This is a genomic window from Clostridium sp. chh4-2 (assembly GCF_002899675.1).
Lineage (GTDB): Bacteria > Bacillota > Clostridia > Lachnospirales > Lachnospiraceae > CHH4-2.
Map to the genome: position 1 here is coordinate 1 of NZ_PKUU01000033.1, position 21,895 is coordinate 21,895.

General features: G+C 45.4%; 19 protein-coding genes. 5 read left to right on the forward strand and 14 right to left on the reverse strand.

Annotated elements, in window-relative coordinates:
* Positions 1–119: 119 nt before the first annotated feature.
* Positions 120–1,727, reverse strand: a complete 1,608-nt coding sequence (locus C0033_RS24490) for a C40 family peptidase (protein ID WP_103230478.1) — start codon at positions 1,725–1,727, stop codon at positions 120–122.
* 305 nt (positions 1,728–2,032) lie between these two features.
* Here C0033_RS24490 and C0033_RS24495 point away from each other — a divergent pair, with 305 nt between their 5' ends.
* Complete coding sequence (locus tag C0033_RS24495; protein WP_103230479.1) at positions 2,033–2,863, forward strand: hypothetical protein; 831 nt, start codon at positions 2,033–2,035, stop codon at positions 2,861–2,863.
* A 47-nt stretch (positions 2,864–2,910) separates the two neighbouring features.
* Here the strand turns inward: C0033_RS24495 and C0033_RS24500 are convergent, their stop codons facing one another.
* From C0033_RS24500 to C0033_RS24520, 5 genes are all read right to left on the reverse strand, one after another.
* The gene (locus tag C0033_RS24500) at positions 2,911–3,699 is read right to left on the reverse strand and encodes a prolipoprotein diacylglyceryl transferase (protein ID WP_103230480.1); all 789 of its coding nucleotides are present in this window, start codon (positions 3,697–3,699) and stop codon (positions 2,911–2,913) included.
* 191 nt (positions 3,700–3,890) lie between these two features.
* Positions 3,891–4,523 carry a cytidylate kinase-like family protein gene (locus tag C0033_RS24505; protein ID WP_103230481.1) on the reverse strand — a complete coding sequence of 211 codons (633 nt, stop codon included), beginning with the start codon at positions 4,521–4,523 and terminating at the stop codon, positions 3,891–3,893.
* Between the two features lie 65 nt (positions 4,524–4,588).
* The gene (locus C0033_RS24510) at positions 4,589–5,386 is read right to left on the reverse strand and encodes an ABC transporter ATP-binding protein (RefSeq protein WP_103230482.1); all 798 of its coding nucleotides are present in this window, start codon (positions 5,384–5,386) and stop codon (positions 4,589–4,591) included.
* Complete coding sequence (locus tag C0033_RS24515) at positions 5,386–6,306, reverse strand: ABC transporter permease (protein WP_103230483.1); 921 nt, start codon at positions 6,304–6,306, stop codon at positions 5,386–5,388. The genes C0033_RS24510 and C0033_RS24515 overlap by 1 nt, the downstream gene beginning before the upstream one ends.
* 139 nt (positions 6,307–6,445) lie before the next feature.
* On the reverse strand, positions 6,446–7,528 hold the full coding sequence (locus tag C0033_RS24520; RefSeq protein ID WP_103230484.1) for an ABC transporter substrate-binding protein: 1,083 nt from the start codon (positions 7,526–7,528) through the stop codon (positions 6,446–6,448).
* A 373-nt stretch (positions 7,529–7,901) separates the two neighbouring features.
* Here C0033_RS24520 and citX point away from each other — a divergent pair, with 373 nt between their 5' ends.
* Genes citX through C0033_RS24535 form a run of 3 tightly spaced genes read left to right on the forward strand, consistent with a single transcriptional unit; the run spans position 7,902 to position 9,705 of the window.
* Positions 7,902–8,411 (forward strand): citrate lyase holo-[acyl-carrier protein] synthase, encoded by a 510-nt coding sequence (gene citX, locus C0033_RS24525; protein WP_242984588.1) that lies wholly within the window; start codon positions 7,902–7,904, stop codon positions 8,409–8,411.
* Between the two features lie 3 nt (positions 8,412–8,414).
* Positions 8,415–9,269 (forward strand): triphosphoribosyl-dephospho-CoA synthase CitG, encoded by an 855-nt coding sequence (gene citG, locus C0033_RS24530; protein ID WP_103230486.1) that lies wholly within the window; start codon positions 8,415–8,417, stop codon positions 9,267–9,269.
* Between the two features lie 34 nt (positions 9,270–9,303).
* On the forward strand, positions 9,304–9,705 hold the full coding sequence (locus C0033_RS24535; protein WP_103230487.1) for a transporter: 402 nt from the start codon (positions 9,304–9,306) through the stop codon (positions 9,703–9,705).
* Between the two features lie 61 nt (positions 9,706–9,766).
* On the opposite strand, the gene C0033_RS24540 is transcribed toward C0033_RS24535, so the two are convergent.
* The 6 genes from C0033_RS24540 to C0033_RS24560 form a co-directional block, all read right to left on the reverse strand.
* Positions 9,767–10,945: an ABC transporter permease gene (locus tag C0033_RS24540; protein ID WP_103230488.1), complete on the reverse strand. Its 1,179-nt coding sequence runs from the start codon at positions 10,943–10,945 to the stop codon at positions 9,767–9,769.
* Positions 10,929–11,636: an ABC transporter ATP-binding protein gene (locus C0033_RS24545; RefSeq protein ID WP_103230489.1), complete on the reverse strand. Its 708-nt coding sequence runs from the start codon at positions 11,634–11,636 to the stop codon at positions 10,929–10,931. Before C0033_RS24545 ends, C0033_RS24540 begins: the two co-directional genes overlap by 17 nt.
* A gap of 16 nt (positions 11,637–11,652) precedes the next feature.
* Positions 11,653–13,494 carry an HlyD family efflux transporter periplasmic adaptor subunit gene (locus C0033_RS24550; RefSeq protein WP_103230490.1) on the reverse strand — a complete coding sequence of 614 codons (1,842 nt, stop codon included), beginning with the start codon at positions 13,492–13,494 and terminating at the stop codon, positions 11,653–11,655.
* A 21-nt stretch (positions 13,495–13,515) separates the two neighbouring features.
* Positions 13,516–14,610, reverse strand: coding sequence for an S-layer homology domain-containing protein (locus tag C0033_RS24555; RefSeq protein ID WP_347501223.1), 1,095 nt, complete (start codon positions 14,608–14,610; stop codon positions 13,516–13,518).
* An 827-nt stretch (positions 14,611–15,437) separates the two neighbouring features.
* Positions 15,438–15,563, reverse strand: coding sequence for a hypothetical protein (locus C0033_RS27725; protein ID WP_278320780.1), 126 nt, complete (start codon positions 15,561–15,563; stop codon positions 15,438–15,440).
* A gap of 26 nt (positions 15,564–15,589) precedes the next feature.
* Positions 15,590–16,444: a patatin family protein gene (locus C0033_RS24560; RefSeq protein WP_103230517.1), complete on the reverse strand. Its 855-nt coding sequence runs from the start codon at positions 16,442–16,444 to the stop codon at positions 15,590–15,592.
* A 340-nt stretch (positions 16,445–16,784) separates the two neighbouring features.
* Between C0033_RS24560 and C0033_RS24565 the strand changes: the two genes are divergently transcribed.
* Complete coding sequence (locus tag C0033_RS24565; RefSeq protein ID WP_180994887.1) at positions 16,785–18,848, forward strand: EAL domain-containing protein; 2,064 nt, start codon at positions 16,785–16,787, stop codon at positions 18,846–18,848.
* A 96-nt stretch (positions 18,849–18,944) separates the two neighbouring features.
* On the opposite strand, the gene cls is transcribed toward C0033_RS24565, so the two are convergent.
* The gene (gene cls / locus C0033_RS24570) at positions 18,945–20,498 is read right to left on the reverse strand and encodes a cardiolipin synthase (protein ID WP_103230493.1); all 1,554 of its coding nucleotides are present in this window, start codon (positions 20,496–20,498) and stop codon (positions 18,945–18,947) included.
* 30 nt (positions 20,499–20,528) lie between these two features.
* Entirely contained in the window at positions 20,529–21,806 is a 1,278-nt protein-coding gene (locus tag C0033_RS24575) for an aminotransferase class I/II-fold pyridoxal phosphate-dependent enzyme (RefSeq protein WP_103230494.1), read from the reverse strand.
* Positions 21,807–21,895 lie beyond the last annotated feature (89 nt).

The window sequence follows — 21,895 nt, forward strand, 5'->3', positions numbered from 1 at the left end:
GAATCCGATCTGTCTGCATCTTCCTTCCCCGGCCCGGACGGCCCCTCCGACCTTCGTCTTCCGGCTCCGAATCCCGATTCCGGGCGTACCTTCCGCCACCCCCGTTAAATAACAATTTATTAATCAATTACATTTCTGATTGTCTTTGGTGTGCGGTAGTTCCAGGTGGAGATTTTGATGCCGCTTCGGCGGCTGGCTGCGTGTACGATCTGGCCGTTTCCGATATACATGGCTACGTGGTTGATCGTTCCGGAGCTGTTTGCATAGAAGATCAAATCGCCCGGTTTCATCTCGCTGGAACTGATCTTGCGTCCCATCTGTGCCTGTGAACCGGAATAATGAGGAAGACTGATGCCGAAATGGCCCAGAACCGACATAACGAAACCGGAACAGTCAGCTCCTTTTGTAAGGCTGGTGCCTCCCCATACGTATGGGTTGCCCACAAACTGAAGGGCATAATTTACAATCTGGGTTCTTCTGGATGCCTGCTGGTTTTCTTTTTCTTCCAGCGGTGAGAATTTAATCGCTTCCGGAAGCGCATATCTTACTTCCACATTGTTGTCGCGTGTGGAGATATAAGCCGCATCGGCATTTTCTTCACCGGAATCCAGTTCAATCTGAACCCAGCCGTCCAACTGTGTCACAACCGGATAGCGTTCTTCTTTGGAAATCTGGGTCCAAAGCTTTCCTTCTGTAGTCGGCTGGTTTCTTACGTTCAGCCGGTCCGTTCTAACAATGGCCATCAGAGATGCGGATGACATTGCCAGATCTTTTGCTTCCTGTCCGATGGCAGTGTATTGCGGGTCTGTCGTTACATATCCGGTTATATTGCCTGACTGGATCTTATACCAGCCATCAACGGTTTCCAGAATCTCTCCGGCCGCGTTACCGGGGAATTTACCGATTACATTGCTGGTTCCTTTATCCTCAGGCGAGCTGCGGACATTCAGATAGTTTTTCACTTTGGAAATAACCAGATTTCTGTACTGGTTTACTGCCATTGACTTCAAATCCATCTTTCTGGCTTCATCCAAGGCATATTTTATATCCACATATTCAGAAGACATATAACCTTCTTTAATCTGAACCCAGCCGTCGGTAACACCTAACACTTCATACCGTTCATTGGTCAGAGCTTGTCCCACTATATTGGAAGAGTCCAGAACCGGTTCTTTTCTGATGTTCAGGTTATCGGTCTTTACAATTGCCATCTCTTTTACGTAAGCAACCGCCTCTTCCTTGGCTTCCGCTCCGGTGAGCACGAATTCTCCGCTGATATATCCTTCCACTTCTCCGGACTTAATCTGGTACCAGCCGCCTTCTTCCGATATGATCTCGCAGGCGCTGCCTCCCAGCATCTTTCCGATAATATCTCCGTCCGTACTCGGGGCCTTTCTTACGTTCAAATATCCTTCCACCGTTACAAGGCCCATATTATTGAAGGAATCCACTACGCTTCTCTTCTCTGCTTCAATCTTTTTCGCCTCTTCATCTGCATTGGATGCGGTAGCTATTCCGGCATCGGAAGAGGTTGCATTTTCAAGTTCTGATCCCGGTCCCCCTGCCGTTCCGGCCTTGTGGTTTTTCACCACTGCAGCAATGGAAACTGTAACAGTCAAAATTAAAAGAACAACAGCCGCTATCACCAGATACTTTTGGTTGTCATCCTTATTGCGTTTCTTTTTTGCCCTGTTAAGGCGTGCAAGATAGTCTTTATCATCTAACATATTATTCTCCAATTCATCATAACTCCTATTCGCCGGAGAAGTCCGGCTCTAAACAATATCGCACCATATTATACCATATGTTATAGGGAATTGCGAGAATGGAATCATTAAAAATTTATTAATTTCCCCGCCAATTCTCCCAATTTCAGGATATTTTTCCTAATACCTCCTGCGCGCATAGTGATTTTTTCTCCAATTCTTCATAAGAAATTAACTTAATTTAATAAAAAAGATATGGTATTTCTCCGCATAATATAGTACACTTTGGTATGGCAAAAGTTCAGTAACAGAAAAGAGGGTAAATTATGAAAAAACAAATGTTAGCAACATCTTTACTTATTATGGCACTTGGCTTATCCGCATGTTCACCAAAAGCTCCTGCGGAAACTACGCCGGCAGAAACTACTACTTCAGCTGCTGCTGAAACAACGACAGCTGCCGAGACGGAAACCAGTGAAGAAGAAGTGGAAGAGGTTTCTGTAGATGGTGTGATCACAAAAATTGAAGCAGATGTGGTAACGATTAAAAATTCTGAAGACGACACAGAAGCTTCCTATGATATCAGCAAAGCGGAAGTTATCGGTGATTACGAATTAAGCGTAGGCGATGAAGTTGAAGTTACTTTCGCAGAAGGTTCTGCCGGAGATGTAATTTCCGCAATCAGCCTGGAAGTTTATACTTCTGTAATCGAAGAAAACTCCGATCCTAAGGTTTCCGGTTCCATCGAGAAATCAGAAAATGATACCTTATCTCTGAAAACAGAGGATGGCGAAACTTATACATTCTCTACAGCTAATTCCTATGTGGTGAGTAAAGACGGAATGAAAGCAGGCGTTAATGCTGAAATCACTTATTTAGGCGATTTAGAAGATACCGATCCGATTCCTATGGCAATCAAAGTCGTAACTGAAGATTCTTTCGATTCCGAAGATGCCAAGATCAATGCATTTAAAGGAACCATCGATCAGTTAACCGGCAATGATTTCACCGCTGAAACTGCTGATGGCAATTACTTCAGCTGTACTGCCGAGGAAGGCGTTGATTTATCTTCCTTTAACAAAGGTGATACCGTTCTCATCACCTACGCAGGTCCTTTGACAGCAAAAGTAATCGCTGTAACCAATGTAGAAAAATAATTTGAGTTCATTCATTTTGCCATAAAAGCGAAAAACGGGCAGCCGGCTTAATTGCCGCTGTCCGTTTCTTTTGTTTCTTTTATTATCGGATTTCGTTTGCCTGAGATAATGAATAAAATCACCCCGGCAATGCATACAAAGATCGAAATGAACTGGGAAGTGGATAACTGTCCTACTGTCCCGCGAATCAAATCTCCCCGGTAAAATTCAAGAATAAACCGGCCGATGCTGTATAAGATCAGATACAACGCAGCCACCTGTCCGTCCGCCTTTTTATGCTTTGCAAAGATAATCAGCACAAAAAAGTGAAGAAAATTCAAAATGCTGGAAATGGTCTGGGTCGGCACCAAAGGAACCCCGTTCGGCGCAAACTGCGACTCGTGGAATACAATCCCTATGGGAGATGTGGTCTCCGTTCCATAACAGCAGCCGGCCAGAAAACAACCAATCCGGCCAAATCCCTGGGCTAACGCGATGGACGGCACAACCAGATCAAAATATTTCCAAAAATCCATCTTTTTCACCCGGGCGAATACATATCCCGCCAAAATTCCGCCTATAATTCCGCCGTATACCACAAACCCGTCAGCGACGTTTAACAGCAGCCTGGGATTGGCGATAATGTCTTTTATAATCGTGATATAGTACAGCAGTTTTGCGCTTAAAAGCCCGAACACCATGGTATAGATGGTCAGATTGAAAAGTTGGTCGGGATTCATCCCCATCTTCTTCGCTCTCTGTTCTGCCGCCACATATGCGGCAAAAAATCCAATTGCAATCATCAGTCCATATCCGTGTATGGTAAGAGGACCGATCGTCAATAAGTCATTCTTCATTAGCTCCTCACATTCCTCCGCATCCGCGGCATTTCATAGAAAAGACCTTCTTAGGTTCGTATTTTATCAATCATAATACGAAATCGAAAGAAGGTCAACCAAATCCCAAAAACATACTACAAGGTACTATCCCCACATCAGGTACCAAAATCTTACGAAACCGACTTCAGCCGATTGTTCAAGGGCTATAATTAAAAGCCTTTAATTTTTAAATATTCTTTAATCATCTGAACAACCTCGTCATATTCCAGCTTGCTGGCATTGATCGTAAGGTCGTAATTATTCAAATCTTCCCATTCACGGTTGCTGAAATACTTATGGTATTCCGTCCGCTCTTTATTAATACGGGAAATGCGTTTCAACGCTTCTTTTGTATCCACCCCGTCTACTTCCATAACGCGGCGGATTCTGGTCGGCATATCCGCACAGACAAAGATCGAAACCAGCTTTTCCAGCCCTTCTGATTCCAGCACATAATCCGCACAGCGTCCCATGATAACACACGGTTCCTCCAACGCCAGCTTACGAATGACGGATGACTGGAAACGGAACAGATTGTCCGGTGATGTGATGTTGTCTCCCAGCTTCGGCTCTGCCAAACTGTTCTTCAAACCGCCTACGATCTTATAAAGAAGCTTATTGCCCGCCTTTTCATCGGCCAGACGGAAATACTGTTCTCCGATAGCGCTCACTTCCGAAGTCATCTTTAAAATCTCTTCGTCATAAAAATGAATGCCCAGGTCTTCGGCCAGCTTCTTTCCCACAATTCGTCCGCCGCTGCCGTATTGTCTTTCTATCGTAATTACCAGATTGTTATTAGCCATAATGGTGCGCCCTCCTGTTAAAAATATATCGTCCTTACCACGCCTTCATTATAACATAACAATGACTATTTTGCCAGCATCATACGGTCATTTGCAAACTCTTCTCCGCTGGCCTCTTCGAACTTGCGGAGCAGGTCTTCTACCTGCAGCTTTTTCTTCACTTCGCCTTCCACGTCATAGATGATGCGCCCTTCGTGCATCATGATCAGACGGTTGCCCATCTGGATCGCGTCTTTCATATTATGGGTTACCATAAGAGCGGTTAATTTCTGTTCCGATACGATCTCTTCCGTCAGTTCCAGAACCTTTTTTGCTGTTTTAGGGTCCAGAGCCGCCGTATGTTCATCTAAAAGAAGCAGTTTCGGCTTTTCAAGAGTCGCCATCAAAAGCGTTAACGCCTGTCTCTGGCCGCCTGAAAGAAGTCCTACCTTGCTGGACATGCGGCTTTGAAGTCCTAAGCCCAAACGAGTCAGGGAATCGTGGTAAAAATCTTTTTCATTGGCTTTGATTCCCCATCCAAGACCTCTCTTCTGGCCTCTTCTAAGGGCCAGAGCCAGATTTTCCTGGATCTCCATTCCGGCTGCGGTTCCGCGCATAGGATCCTGGAACACACGGCCGATATATTTTGCCCGTTTATACTCCGGATCTCTGGATATGTTGACACCGTCGATTTCAATCTTGCCGGAATCGATCGGATAAACGCCGGCTATCATGTTGAGCATGGTCGATTTACCGGCTCCATTTCCTCCGATAATCGTACAGAAATCGCCTGGTTTCAGATGAAGATTAATTCCGTTCAGCGCTTTTTTCTCATTTACAGTTCCTTTATTAAATGTTTTTCTCACATTTGTTATGGTCAGCATTATTCATCCCCTCCGTCTTCAGAATAAGATTTTCTGATCCGCCATTTTCCTGCGGCAACCGGGAAGCAGAGAGCCAGGGCCACGATAACAGCTGACAGAAGTTTCATATCATTGGCATTCATGCCAAGCTGAAGAACAATGGCGCGGATCAGGAAATAAACAACTGCGCCTACCACGGCAGAAGCCAGACGGCTTGCAAACCAATGGAAACGGCCCATTAAAACTTCTCCGATTACGATGGCCGCCAAACCGATAACAATCGCTCCCGTACCCATATTGATATCCGCATATTTCTGGCTTTGGCAGACTAATCCGCCTGCTAAACCAACCAGTGCGTTGCTCAGCATCAGGGCGATCATTTTAGTCATCTTGGTATTCACGCCGAGAGCGCGTATCATATCTTCATTATTGCCCGTAGCTCGGAGTGCACTTCCGATCTCTGTGCCGAAAAACCAATATAAAAGCGCCACCATGATGAGTGCCACCACAATGCCAACGGCTAAAGATGCCTGGGACTGGCTCAAACCTGTCATATCCACCATTCTGCTGATCACAGTGTTGGTCTTTAACAGAGGCATATTGCTTTTTCCGCCCATAACCCTTAAATTCACGGACCAAAGAGCAATCTGGGTTAAAATTCCGGCCAAAATTGCAGGGATCTCAAACACCGTATGTAAAGCTCCTGTCACCGCTCCTGCCAGTGCGCCGGCTATGGTCGCAAACAGCAGCGCAACAGCCGGGTCCACATTGTGATTCAATATCATGACCGCGCATACGCATCCGCCCAATGCGAAACTTCCATCTACAGTAAGATCGGCAATGTCCAAAAGGCGATAGGTGATATAAACACCTAATACCATAATTCCCCATAAAACCCCTTGTGCTACGGCGCCCTGAAGCGCCAGCATTAAACCGCTCATAAAAACTTCCTCCATTTTCCATTGTAAATGTCTTACATAAGGGATGAACGTTCCGCCATCCCTTATGTAAAACATCTAAAAAACCAGATGAATGCCCCTTAACGGGACATCCATCTGAATGATCAGATCAAATCTCTGTTTATTTTACAGCAGAAGTATCAATGCCTAATGCATTTGCTGTTTCGTCGTTAATCTTTAACTCGCATTTATCAGCCGGAAGATAACCGATCGGAATCTCCGCAGGTGAAACGCCGTCAACCAGGATCTGAATTGCCTGCTGGCCTGCAAGATATCCTAACTGATAGTAATCAATACCATATGTAGCTAAACCGCCTGCTTCTACCATACCGCCTTCACCGCAGATTACAGGGATGTTATTGTCATTGGCAACCATTCCTACAGTAGCCATACCTGCTGCAATTACGTTGTCGGTAGGAGCATAAACTGCATCCACTTTACCGATCATGGATTCTACAACGGTCTGAATTTCATTGGAATTAGAAACCGTGTAATCTTTATGTGCGATTCCTGCCTTGTCCAAAGCCTCTCTTGCCATCTGTGCCTGAATCTCTGAGTTAGACTCTGCGGAACAGAATAAGATGCCGACGGTCTTAACATCCGGAATCAGCTGCTGAAGCAGATCGATCTGCTCTTTTACAGGTGTTAAATCAGAAGTACCGGTAACATTGCCGCCCGGCGCCGCATTGTCTGCTACCAAACCGGATTCGGCCGGATCAGTAACTGCGGTTAAGATAACCGGAATATCGGAAGTTAAACCTGCTACGGTCTGTGCTGCCGGTGTTGCAATTGCAAGGATCAGGTCGCTGCCGTCGTTAACAAGCTTTTCTGCAATTGTCTGGCAGTTGGACTGTTCGCCGGAAGCATTCTGCTGATCTGCCGTATACTTCACGCCAGCCTCGTCAAGCGCTGCAAAAAATCCCTCGTTAGCCGAATCGAGCGCCGCATGCTGTGTTAACTGAAGCACGCCGATCTTAAATGTTTTGTCGCTGGCTGCTGCTTCTCCTGCTTTTGTCTCCTCTGCCTTTGTTTCTTCTGCTTTTGTCTCTTCTTTGGACTCTTCCGCTTTTGCTTCCGTGGTTTCCGCTGATGTTTCTGCTGCCGCTTTGGTGCTGTCAGCCGGCTTATTACCGCCGCATGCTGTCAGGGAAAGGGCCAGGGCACCTGCAAGTACAATTGATAATACTTTTGATGTTTTTCTCATAATACAGCTCTCCTCTTTAATACAAATTCGTTCTTATTTACCGAACTAATTGGTATCATACTACAAAAGTTTATCACAGTCAATTTTATTACTTTAAATTCCCATAAAATCAACGCAATAAAGTGTTTTTTATGTGATACACTGCTGCAAAATCACCAATTTGCGTTGACAATAAGATGGAGTCTATATAGGATATAACCTATATTGTATTTGTAAATTCTGTAATTCCGCACTATAATAACCTATGTAAAACAATTATTTATATTGTGAATGAACAAGAACTGCTATCATCAATAAATCTAATTTACTGCCAATTAATTAATTTTATACCGGATAGCAGTTTATGTTTCATTCCGGAATGAGGAGAACGCTTATGGAAGAAGTAACCCTGACCGAAATGCTGGATGCCAGAGAGCGGAGGGTGTCCATACAAACCCATCTTCTGAAGCAGCACAAGTTGCCGATCATCTGTCTTACCCTTAACATCCCGGGACCGGTAAAGGTATTTTCTCAAATTCCGGACGCCTATGATGAAGGATGCAGACGCATCCATTTCCTGTTGACTCAACAGAAGTTCCCTGTCATTGACTTTATTGAGACCAAAGATAAAACAGGCTATGAAGCATTTTTTTCCGTAAATGCTTCGGCCTCCGACCTAAAAAAAGCAATGGTAACCATTGAAGACCAGGACCGGCTGGGCCGTCTTTTTGATATCGATGTGCTGGATACGGACGGAAGGAAACTGTCCAGAGAAGAATTTGGACTGACACCGCGTCTCTGCCTGATCTGTGACCGTCCCGCTCATGAATGCAGCCGGAGCCGTGCACACTCAGTGCCTGAATTGACAAAACAGATCCAAAAAATCTTAAATGAAAGGCTGTGACCTATGAAGCCCGTCCTCACTTATATTGATGCCATCGCAAAACAGGCCCTTATGGGCGAAGTCGGAACTACGCCAAAGCCGGGATTGGTGGACCGTTTTGATAACGGAGCCCACAAAGATATGTGCTATCATACATTTGAACTCAGCACTCAGGCCGTGGTCCCTTATCTCACCGCCATGGCCCAGGCCGGTCTGATGTGGGAGGGTTCCCTTCCCGGCCTCTTTCAGGAGATCCGCTCCATTGGGATAGAGGCGGAACAGGCTATGTTTTCGGCCACCGGAGGCATTAACACCCATAAGGGAATTATCTTTTCTCTCGGCATCATAGCGGCGGCGGCCGGGTTTTATTACAGCCAGCACAAACGATTCGATTCAGAAGCGATTCTGCTCTCCTGCCGGGATATGACCTATGCGGCTTTGGAGCAGGATTTCGTCCGCATTGATCCGGATAATCCGAAAACCCATGGAGAAAAGCTGTACATCCGTTATGGCTGCAAAGGAATTCGTGGTGAAGCACAAGAGGGCTTTCCATCGCTGAGAACCATTGGACTTCCCTGTATCCGCAGATGGATGGCCGCTGAAAATGACTCCAATCTGGTGTATATCCAGGTTCTTTTAACCCTGATGTCACAAGTGGAGGACACCAATATTCTGACCCGGTCGAATCCTGAAACGCTTTCTTATGTGAAACGGGAAGCGGTCCGCATACTGGAAATTGGCGGTGCATTTACACCGGATGGGATTTCTGAGATCAGAGAATTAAACCAGGATTTTATAACAAGGAATATAAGCCCCGGCGGCTGCGCGGATCTTTTAGCTGTTACCATTTTCTTATGGCTGCTGGAGCAATATGAATAAACGGCCGTTTTAGGCGGCGGAATGAGAGGATACTATGAAACCTTCACAAGATGGCAAAATCTACAAACTGCATCAGCTCATATTTCAGACAGCTCAATATTTTGAGATTTTAATCGCATTTATTGTGATTATCGGGCTTATTATCACGCTGACCACCGTGCCTCGCGAAATGCTGAATCTCTACATAAGCGGCGGTTTTAACGATTTCCTGAAAATGACATTTAACATTATCATTGGAATTGAGCTGCTGAAAATGCTTTGCCGTCATGACTTGGATTCCGTAGTGGAGGTTTTGCTCTTCGCAGTGGCCCGAAGCATTATAATTGAGCATATGCCGATTTTGGAAACTTTGATCGGCATCATCGCTATCGCCGTTTTGTTCCTGATCCGTAAGTTCCTCTTTGTATCCGCTCTTGATAAACAGGAAAATGACTGATTTATATGAAACATGAAGGGATTTCTGAAAAAGCCAGAAATCCCTTATTATCTTTCCATCTTTATTCACTTCTCAATGCATCAATCGGATTCAACCTGGCCGCCCTCTTCGCCGGCATATACCCGAACAAAAGCCCGATCCCCACCGACACGCTGAACGATACCAGTACAGCCGATGTGGTAGGCGTCGCATTTAACCCGGCTGCCGCCCCCACGGCCGTGGTCGCTATGCTGCCTAACACAATGCCGATCAGTCCACCGATGGAACTGGTCACCGCCGCTTCTATAACAAATTGCTGCATAATCACGCCCGTTTCAGCCCCAAGGGCCTTTCGTATGCCGATTTCCCTGGTCCGTTCTGTTACGGATACAAGCATAATGTTCATTACCCCCACGCCGGCCACTAAAAGAGAAATTCCTGCAATCCCGCCAAGTCCCGCTGAAACCATGGCTATCATGGAATTTAACGAATCCAAAAGCTCACTCATGGCGGTTACGGTATATAAGTCATCATCTTTAAATACTTCATAAAGATAATCTTCCAGCTTTTTTTTCGCTGTATCCGCGTCTTTAATCTCCGCAATTGTAAAAGTATAATTATTGATCACCGCATTCCGGCTCAGTTTTACCGCACAGCTGTAAGGCATCCATACAAAGTCATCCGTACCGCCCTCTTTTAAACTGTCCTCATCCTGACGTTCTATGATTCCAATAATCCGGTATGCATAACCGCCGATTTTTAACGTCTGATCCAATGCTTTCTCAGGACTTCCATAGAGCTCACTGGCCGTATAATAACCGATTACACACACCTTTTGACGGGAAAGGATATCGGAATACTGTATATTTCGTCCCAAGTTCAGCTCATAGTCTTTAATATCCAAATACTCCTCACTCACACCGCTTATGCTGGTGGAAGTAAGGGAATCGCTGCCGTGTTTGATTGTGGTAGATACGGAAACCATAGGGGTCATGTGATCAAATACGTCTGTATTTTTCTCAAAAAATGAATACATATCATCCTCGGAAACGGACCGGGAGGACAGATTGGTCACCCTCACCGAAATCTGGTTTGTACCCATGCTTGCAAAGCTTTCCGTCATATAGGACATATAGGCATTTACTAAGCTGACCAATATGATAACAGAGGCAACGCCGATAATTATTCCCAGCATGGTCAGAAAGGACCGCATTTTATTGCTCCATATGCTCTTTAATGCCAGTTTAAATGATTGCAGCATATTTATTCACATCTCCATCAAAATTAATTTTCCCATCGTGAATCCGGACCACCCGTCTCGCTTCCATCGCAATGGAGCTGTCATGAGTGATCATGACGATCGTATTGCCCTCATCGTTCAGCTGCTTCAAAAAGTCCAGCACATCACGGCTGGTTCTGGAATCCAGAGCGCCTGTGGGTTCGTCCGCTAAGATCAAAGACGGGTCCCCTGCAAGCGCCCGTGCGATCGACACTCTCTGCTGCTGGCCGCCGGACAGCTGGTTGGGCAGATTTTTCCATTTTTCTGCCAAACCGACCCGTTCCAAAGAGCGCATAGCCCGCTCACGGCGCTCCTCCCTTCCTACTTTTGCATAAAGCAGGGGAAGCTCCACATTTTCTAAAAGATTCAGTTTGGGCAGCAGATTGTACTGCTGAAAGATAAAGCCGATCATACGGTTTCTGATCCGGGCCAGCTGGTTATCACTCATCTGATCCACATCCTCGCCGCCCAGCAGATAGCGCCCCGACGACGGCACATCAAGCGCTCCTATGATATTCATGAGCGTTGATTTTCCGCTTCCTGATTTTCCTACGATGGCCACAAATTCGCCTCGGTTTATGGTTAAATCGATGCCGTCATTGGCACGTACCTCTTCTGATCCCATCTGATAAACTTTATAGATCTCTCTAAGTTCAATTAGTGTTTCCGCCATTTAGAACTCTCCTTTATTATCTTCCGCTGCCTTGACGCTGGCTGCCGCCCTGTCGCTGGTAATTGTCCCGGCGCTGGCCTCCTCCGCCCTGGGGCATTCCTCCCTGCATTGCAGGCATCATAAAGCTGGTGGAACTGCCGGAAGACTCAGACATATAAACCGTATCTCCTTCTGAGATTCCGCTTATAACCTGCACATAATCATCATTAACCAAACCAGTCTCCACTTCTATGGAACGGAATCCCGCCGGAACAGTGCCTTGTGCTTCTGTAACCGAATCGTCCTTTATATAGACCCGGTTTCCGCGCATTAAGGCTCCCACAGGAATCAGCAGCACATCGGATGCTTCTTCCAAAATAATCCGGCCGTCCACATTCATTCCCGGCAGGAGATTTCCCACCTCATCCAAGGTGACTGTGACCGGATAATTGGTTACTCCATTGGAGTAAGAGCTTTGCAGGCTGACATTAGTAACTGTGCCTGTAAATGTTTTATTTTCAATAGCATCCGCAGTGACTTCTACCTTTTGTCCCACCTTCACTTTCTGCACATCCAGTTCATCAATGGACATCTCAAACGTCACTTCCGACAAATCATAAATAACGGCCATAACAGTGGAGTTACTGCTGCTTCTGCTGATATTGTCGCCCACCTTGCTGGTCTTAGTAATTACCTGTCCGGAAATCGGCGCCGTAATCGTGTAATCTTCATAAGAATTCTGGGTTGCATCCAGCTTGCTTTGGGAAGACTCCAACGTCTCTTCCGCTTTATCCATGGTATCCTTATAACTTCTGATCAGTTTATCCGCATCCTTGGATGCAATGCGGAAAATAGGTGTCCCCACAGTGACATAATCCCCCTCATGAACCAGCAGCGCTTCCACTTCCACACTGGAAGAAAGGTCGCTTTTTAAACTGGTATCCAAAACCGCTTCAAACTTGCCTTCGGCCGCGCTCAAAAAATCTCCCACCGCCAAAGTTGCCGAATATTCTGAAGATAAACCGCCAGGATTGGCCACTTCCACCGTCACATACCGTACCAAACGGCCGCCGGTCAGAGTCTCATCCATATTGCTGACCGATGTCACCACACCGGCCAGCTGTTCCATGGTATCGGTCAATGTGACGATCCCCTGGCTTCCGACTGGGATTAAAACGGCTTCTGTAGAGAGAAACGGTACCTTCAGTTTCATGGTCTGATCATTGTAAATGGACGCAATCTCCTTATCGGAACCCACTTTATCCCCTTCCTGAATATTCAGCTTCGTGATAAATCCGCTCCGGGTCGATTTATATGTGTTACCACTGTATTTTTCCAACGCCTCGTTATAGTCATCCACCGCAATTTCATAATTAGTCTGGGCGCGTTCCAAGGAATTCACCGCTGACTTCAAGTCCGTCTCCATGGATGAAACGTCAATCTGATACAGAATCTGGCCCTTTTCCACCTGATCGCCTTCTTCAAAATCAGCCGAAATAATCTCCCCCTCCACTAAAGAAGTGATCTCGTAAGTATCCTTTGGAGAAATGGTTCCGGAAGAGGAAAGTTCTGAAGTGATATCTCCCTTTGTCACAGTTGCCGTCCTAACGGCAGTTGTTTTAGCACTGGCCTTTTTCGATTTTGCAAGAATCTTGGGAACTCCAAACACAGCTGCAGCAGCCAAAATTACCAAAATAATAATAACGGCCTTTTTACTGCCCCCATTACGTCTTTTACCATCCCTTTTATTACTTTTTTTCAGAAAACCAGTTTTCTTTTCCTGTTTCTTATTGGTACCGCCGGGGCCTTCTGATGCTGAAAGGCCTTCCTTTTTCTCTTCCTTTGACAGCGCATCTTCTTTTTTTAATCCTATTTTCATTCTCATAGCTCCTGGCTTCCATTAATATTCGATATAGTCGATTACCGTATAGACCTTCGTGCCGTCTGATTTTTCAGTAGTCTCACAAATCAGAGCCACATCATCCCCAATTCCAACTGTCCCATACATAGAAAATGCAAACTGAACCTGTGAGGATTCCAGATTGAATTTTTCATCATCTCCATAAGTATCCAAAGTAATGGAATTAGGAGTCATAACATCGGCCGCATTATAATAGATATTGGTAACCTCGCCCCTGACAACCGTGTGGCTGGCATCTTCGTTATCCTCACTGTAAGCCCATACGCTCTTAGTTGCCGTACTATAATAGATAACCACATAACCGTATTCAGACATCTTGCTTTTAATTTCAGCAATGGAACTGCCCGCACCGTTTAAGAATAAATTGGCTTCACTCAGGCTGAAAGGCACCCAATCTTCCAGATCATAGCTTCTTCTGACCAATTTAGGGCCCTTTAAATTGTTATCTGCTAGTGCCAAAGGATTAATCTCTCCATCGGAGTTGAGCTCCAAATCCAGCACTTTTCCATAAAAAGTCCCATTCTTTGTGTCTGTCTTCAGCAGATTATAAAACAGATTAATGCAGTCCGACTTATTTAGTATTTCATTGCTGTCGCGTTCCACATTTTCATTCATCTCCAAATAGTAAAACTTGGAAAGTCTGGAGTTTAACTGATCCCCTGTAAAATCTTCATTGGTATATCCCAAAAGAGCAAGAAGCCCTTTTGCCGCCTCCTGCATGGTTATGTAACTGTCCGGTTTAAATAACCCGCCCAAATATCCGTTCATCCATCCCTGCTCCGCCGCAATCCTGATCTGCGCCGCATAACGGTGATCCCTAGGAACATCAGCAAATACTGCAACATTGCTCATTTGGGATACAGTACTTTTATATGTTGTGGCATTGACCAGCATATATGCGAACTCGCCTCTTGTTACCTGTTCGCTGACATTAGTCACATTCATAATACCGGCGATGCCAATCACTTTTTTTCTCATATCAAAATCAGATGAAGCTTCTGCTGTTATTGGAAATACCGCAGTTGCGGCTGTAACAATTGTCAATACAGCTGCCATACCTCGTTTGTACATCATTTTGCTCCTCTCATAATCATCTATTTTCTTTATTTTACTCTATCAACCGAATGTGTTCATTTTGTGTATTAAACCTGAAAATCCTTTAAGGTTTCTTTCAAATCTTTATTTAACTGGCTAAGGTACGCCGGAAAGAAGGGGAAGCCCAGGCGGACGGCGGAAGTGATCGGCGAAATGGGATTCGGGATTCGCCCCTAAGATGTACTAAGACCCACAAGGACAAAAAGAGACAGGACCGCGCCCATTCGCAGTGAACTCCTTATGACTTCACTGCTCAAGGGGCGCTTAGAACCTGATTCGGAATTCAGTTTCTACCTGTCTCTTTTTATCCTTGCGGATCTAAGAACATCTAAGGGGTTCCATACGATCCCATTTCGCCGATCATTTCCTCCGCCCGCCTGGGCTTCCCCTTCTTTCCGGCTGTTACTTGGCTAGCTGAGGGTAAAAAAGATTTGGTGGAGTAGTGAGTAAGTTTTTACATCAACCGTGAAGGCATTTCTGAAAATCCCTTGAAGATCTATGTAAATGCGGTTCTATACAACTACCTAGGCACATCTATTGTTTTTAACCAGGCTAGCGAAAACCAGCCCGGAATCGGGAGGCGGAGCCGGAAGACGAAGGTCGGAGGGGCCGTCCGGGCCGGGGAAGGAAGATGCAGACAGATCGGATCGTATGGAACCCCTTTAGAACTACTTAGGCCCGTAAGAACAGAACGAGGCAGGTAGAACCTGATTTCGGTGTCAGGTTCTAAAGCGCCGCTGAGCAGCGAAGTCATAAAGAGTTCACTGCGAATGGCGCTGGCCTGCCTCGTTCTGTTCTTACGGGTCTTAGTAGTTCTTAGGGGCGAATCCCGAATCCGATCCGGCTGCATTTTCCTTCCCCGGCCCGAACGGCCCCTCCGACCTTCGTCTTCCGGCTCCGCCTCCTGATTCCGGGCGTCCCCCTTTCGCCAACCCCGTTAAATAACAAGTTTAACGTATTAGATTTCCAGGTATTGCTTTAGATGGGGCAGGGTTTCTTTCATTAATTCCCTGCCCTCAGAGTAAAGCGCCTCCAGTTTTTTCACATCCTGTTCCACTCTGGAGACTGTGACTTTATGTTTTGGCCGGATTACAAAGATGCGGCCTGCCTCTTCAAGGCGGTCGATCTCTTCCTGCATGCGGTTGTAGCGTTCCGGAATTTCTTCCAAAGCGGCCCTAAGTTCAGGCAGCGGGCCGAAATACCGGTCATATCCTCGTCTCATCCATCTTCCGGGCTCCTTTTTTCTGTATCCGTGTTCTCTGGTGAGAACCAGCACAACTTTTTCATAGCCTTCGTCCAGCGCCTTCTGATAAGCGATGGGCATGGATACGCCTCCGTCCAGATAATTTTTTCCGTCTACCAGGATCATTCTGGATAGAACCGGCATGCTGCTGGATGCCTGGATCGCTGCAATCAGGTCTTTGCAGACTCCTTTTTCAAAGTATTCCGGCTTGCCGGTTTTACATCTGGTGGCAACCGCCACATACCTCTGTGCGGACTTATAAAATGTCTCATAGTCAAACGGAACCAGTTCAGTGCTCAACTCTCCAAACAAAAAATCGAAATTAAATATAGCCCTGTTTTTCAGCATATTCCGAAAGCTCAAATACCGCTTATCGTGTACGAATTGTGTGTTGATTTTCAGCGTTCTTCCCACCTGCTTGCTGATGTAATTCATTCCGCACATGGAGCCGGCTGAAACACCGTTCACATAAGACAGTTCAATGCCCTGTTCCACCAGCACGTCCAACACTCCCGAAGTGAACAGACACCGCAGTGAGCCGCCTTCTAAAACTAATGCACCTTCTGTCATCTTTCCCTCACAATCTGCCGCCCTGAGCGGCAAAAACACTATCGTATTCATTTTTTCCAATAATTACATACTATAACCCAAAAGCTTATGAAAAACAATAATTTAATTTACTTGCCTCCGGATTTATGGTATTCTTTCTATATTACATCAAACAATACCGAGGTAACATATGCGATCTGGCAAAAAGACCTTTTTTTCTTTTAGAATAGCAGCAACTCTTGTTCTCGTCCTCTCCTGTTCCATTCTTTTTACCCGAATGATGAACCATTATTCCCAGCAAAAGGTCCTGAATACACTATCGGAACTTTCGAATCAAAGCGTATTAGTCCTTCAAAAGGAAGTGGATAAGGAACAGAAAATTTTAACCAATCTTTCCAGCTATATCAGCCAGGGAGACGAATTTAACATCGAGAAAATTATCGCTCGTTTATCCTATGTAAACCAGAAGAATTCGTTCAAGCGCATGGGAATCATCCTTCCTGATGGTACCGCATGCACTACCGACTCGGTCAGCATGGATTTAAGCGGCAGAGCCTATTTTTCTGAGTCCCTTTCCGGTATCTCAGCCGTATCCGATACCCTGTATGATAAGGCGGATGATCAGTTTATCACGGTTTACAGCTCTCCTTTATATTTTAAGGAGGAGATAAAGGGCGTTTTATTTGCGACTTACTCTACCCTTTGGTATGAAAAAGCCCTCTCCACCAGCACGTTCAACGGCAATGGATATTCCTATGTGGTGAAAGCGGATGGCACCTGTATCGTGGATTCCCCCCATGCAAGCGGCTTAAAAGCTTTGGATAATCTGTTTGTCAAATTATCGCAGGAACATTCCTGCCCGGAAGAGGCCCTCACTCAGCTGAAAAAAAATATGGCAAACGGAAGAAGCGGAAGCATGATCTATCGGAATACAGAAGAAAAATATCTGTACTACCAGCCCCTGTCCATTAATGACTGGTATCTTCTGACTGTTGTCCCTGTTTCCGTAATACAGAGAGATTTAAACGGGACTTTGGCCCTTTCCTATGTATTTACGATTCTATGTGTCATTGCATTCCTCTTTCTTTTGTACCAGCTGATCAAAACCCGCGAAGTCAGCCGTAAAGCATTGGAACAGATTGCTTTTGTGGACCCTCTTACCGGCGGCTCCACTTACGATAAGTTTAAGATGGATACTCAGTCCCTTCTTTCTTCGGGAACGGAAGGATATTACCTTGTATGTTTGAACATTGAACGTTTCCGGGATATCAATGCCCAGTATGGATATGATGAAGGCGACCGCGCTCTCCAGTATATCTGGAATACCCTGAATGCATCCTTAAAGAACCAGGAACTGCTCACCCGCCAGACTGCCGACCACTTTATTCTGCTTCTTTGCGGAAAGGACAATCAGGCAATCTGTGAGCGGCTGGATGAGATATTAAAAATGTTGGCAGAGCACAAAGATTTTCAGGGAAAATATTATGTGTTAAAGCCCAACTTTGGCATCTATGAAATTACAGAGAATAAAAGTGTGGATTTTATGGCCGATCTGGCTAAGCTGGCGCTTAACAGCATTAAACACGACGTATTTCATGACTACGCCTTTTATAATGAACAGCTCCGCATGGAGCAGAATCGTTTCAAAACACTGGAAAACCGTTTTGAAAAGGCAATTAGAAACCATGAATTTATCGTATGGTATCAGCCCAAGTACAATATTAAACGCCAGTGTTTTGACGGTTCAGAAGCCCTTGTAAGATGGTATTTTCCGGACTTGGGAATGATTTCTCCAGCTGAATTCATTCCTGTCTTTGAACGCAACGGAGCGATCCTGGAATTGGATCTCTACATTTTTAAAGAAGTGTGCATAAAGATCCGGCAGTGGCTGGATGCAGGCCTGCCGGTAACCCCTGTTTCCGTCAATCTTTCCAGGCTCCATCTGTATCAAACGGATTTCATTGACCAGTATCTGATCACCATGGAGCAATATAATATTCCTACGGAACTGATTCAGCTGGAACTGACGGAAACTACGCTTTTTGAAAATAAAGAGATCATGCTGGAACTTCTGAACTGCCTGCATGCAAAGGGCATTAAGATATTGATGGATGATTTTGGTTCCGGCTACACTTCGGTTCTGATGCTGAAGGATGTACCGATCGACATATTAAAGATTGACAAAGGTTTAATCGACGATTTTGAAAGCAGTGAAAAAGGCATCTCCATTATACGCAATATCATACACCTTTCTCACGAGCTGAATATCCGGATCGTTGCAGAAGGAGTGGAAACAGAAGCCCAATATCTGCTTTTAAAGGATCTTGGCTGTGATTATATTCAGGGCTACTATTTCTCAAAGCCTTTGCCCGTAGATCAATATGAAAAACTGGTCTTTCCGGATGCAGACTTGCGGTTTCGTTGACGTTTGGCTGCGAAACGCATGCCATGGTAAATAAGACGCCAAAACGAGGCAGGCGGAAACTGATTTATCTCAGTTTCTGCCTGCCTCGTTTTAATTTTACATTAACGGTGCAAATAACCTCAGCGTGCTTCCCGCCACTTTCTTAACCAGCGGATATTTTTTGCAGTCCTCCAGACTAATTGGCTGGCACATCTTCAGCGTAGCCTGGAAATCCTCTTCCACCGCCATAACGGCCGCATTTTTATACATATAAGTACCGCATTCAAAATGCAGATATAAGCTTCTGAAATCCAGATTGATCGTTCCCACCACAGCCTTTTCGTCATCGCTGGTAAATACCTTGGCATGCACGAATCCGGGCGTATATTCAAAAATCTGAACGCCATCCTCAATCAATTCCTGATAATAAGACCTGGCCAGCAGATAAGCATACATCTTATCCGGTATATGAGGCATGATAATCACAGTCTCCACACCTCTCTTAGCCGCATAGGTGAGGGCTGATACCATCTCGTCGTCCAGAATCAGATACGGGGTCATAATATGGACATATCTGGTCGCCCGGGCCAGTATATCCTTATACACATTGGCGCCTAACGGTTCCTGGTCTGTAGGGCTGTCCGCATAGGGAACCACGAATCCATCCCAGTTTAACTCAGGCGGATATTGATAATTTTTAGGTTTTAGATAACGCGCATAATCGTCTTTTTCCCGCTCGCTGATGCTCCACATCTGCAGAAACATCATGGAAAAGCTGTCCACCGCTTCCCCCCTTACCATAATGGAAGTATCCTTCCATCTGCCAAATCTCACTTTCTGGTTGATATATTCATCTGCCAGATTGATGCCGCCTGTAAATGCCGTCACACCGTCAATCACTGTAATCTTTCTATGATCCCGGTTATTCTGGTAACTGGACAGAGCCGGTTTTATTGGCGCGAACTGCTTGCACCGGATACCGAAGCTTTCCAGTTGCTTGGGATAATTATACGGGAGCAAAGCGATGGAACACATGCCGTCATACATAAACCGCACTTCCACCCCTTCTTTTACTTTCTCTTTTAAAATCTCCAGAATGCTGTTCCACATCAGACCATGCTCCACAATAAAGTATTCCATGAAGATGAAATGTCTGGCGCATTTTAACTGCTCCAGCATATCGGGAAACGCATCTTCCCCATATGGATAATATTTAATATTTGTATTCGTATAAGCAGGATATTTGCCAAAATCATTAAAATATCTGATAAAAGTCGCTTCTCTGGGGCTGCCCGCTTCAATCTGTTCCAGCACATCCGTATTCTGTGTCAAATAAGGCCTGGTATCACGTATGGCTTCATTTAAACGCCTGTTAATCACTTTAATGCCGATCTGCAGCTCCACAAACAGATAAAACAGCGATCCGAATACGGGAACCACCAAAATCGGAATTATCCATGACATCTTGTAGCTTGGATTCTCTTTCTTATTCAATATATAAATAACTACGGCAGCACTCAAAAGAGTAAAACTGCCGTAGATGTAGAACATATATTGTCTCAGCCACCGGAAACAGGAAAACAGAATACCAATTTGAATCAACAGGAAGATAACAAGCAACGTAGTTCTTCCAAATATAATCCGAAGCAGTTTTCTAAGTTTTTTAACCAAATCAATCCCTCCCGGATTCTCGATAATGAATTATTTCAATGCCTGTTCAATATCGGCAATGATATCATCCACATTTTCAATACCAACACTCAAACGGATCAGAGACGGATCGACTCCAGCTTCTGCCAGCTGCTGGTCATTGAGCTGCCTGTGCGTATGGCTGGCCGGATGAAGCACGGAAGTACGTGCATCGGCCACATGGGTAACAATCGCCGCCAGCTTCAGTTTATCCATAAATTCTCCGGCCGCCTGTCTTCCGCCAGTCAAACCGAAAGAGATCACGCCGCAGGTTCCGCCCGGCATATATTTCTGTGCCAGATCATAGTACTTATCCCCTTTTAATCCCGGATAGTTAACCCAGGCCACATCTTCTCTGCTCTTTAAATATTCCGCCACCTTCTGTGCATTGCTGCAATGACATGGCATGCGAAGATGAAGGGTTTCCAGTCCTACGTTGAGCAAAAATGCATTCTGCGGTGACTGGATGGAGCCTAAATCACGCATCAGCTGTGCCGTCGCCTTTTGAATATAAGCTAATTTTCCAAAACGTTCTGTATAAACGATTCCATGATAGGATTCATCCGGTGTGGTCAGCCCCGGGTATTTCTCTGAATGAGCTTCCCAATCAAAATTGCCGCTATCCACAATACAGCCTCCAACCGTCAGCGCATGGCCGTCCATGTATTTTGTGGTGGAATGTGTTACGATATCCGCTCCCCACTCAAATGGCCTGCAGTTGATCGGTGTGGCAAAGGTATTATCCACAATCAGCGGTACGCCATGGCTATGGGCAAGGCGGGCAAACTTCTCGATATCCAGCACAACAAGAGCCGGGTTTGCAATGGTTTCAGCAAATACGGCCTTTGTATTCGGCCGGAACGCCTTTTCCAGCTCTTCTTCGGAAGCATCCGGATCCACCAGGGTAAAATCAATGCCAAAACGCTTTAATGTCACGGTAAACAGGTTGGAAGAGCCGCCGTAAATCGTTGCGGAGCTCACCACATGATCCCCTTCTGAACAGATATTGATAATTGCAAACAGATTGGCTGCCTGACCGGAAGAAGTAAGCATAGCCGCTGTTCCGCCTTCCAACTCACAGATCTTGCTGGCAACCGCATCATTGGTTGGATTGGCAAGACGTGTATAAAAATAACCGTTTTCCTCTAAATCGAACAGACGGCCCATCTGCTCACTTGTCTCATATTTAAACGTGGTGCTCTGATAAATTGGCAGAACTCTCGGCTCCCCATTCTTAGGCTGCCATCCGCCCTGTATACATATGGTTTCTCTTGAACGTTCCTGGTTCATCCTTACTTCCTCCTGTTATGTAAAAAATCTTTTGTCAATCATATTGAATTAGTCTATCACAAACTAAGGGGAAAAATCAATGGGTGGGC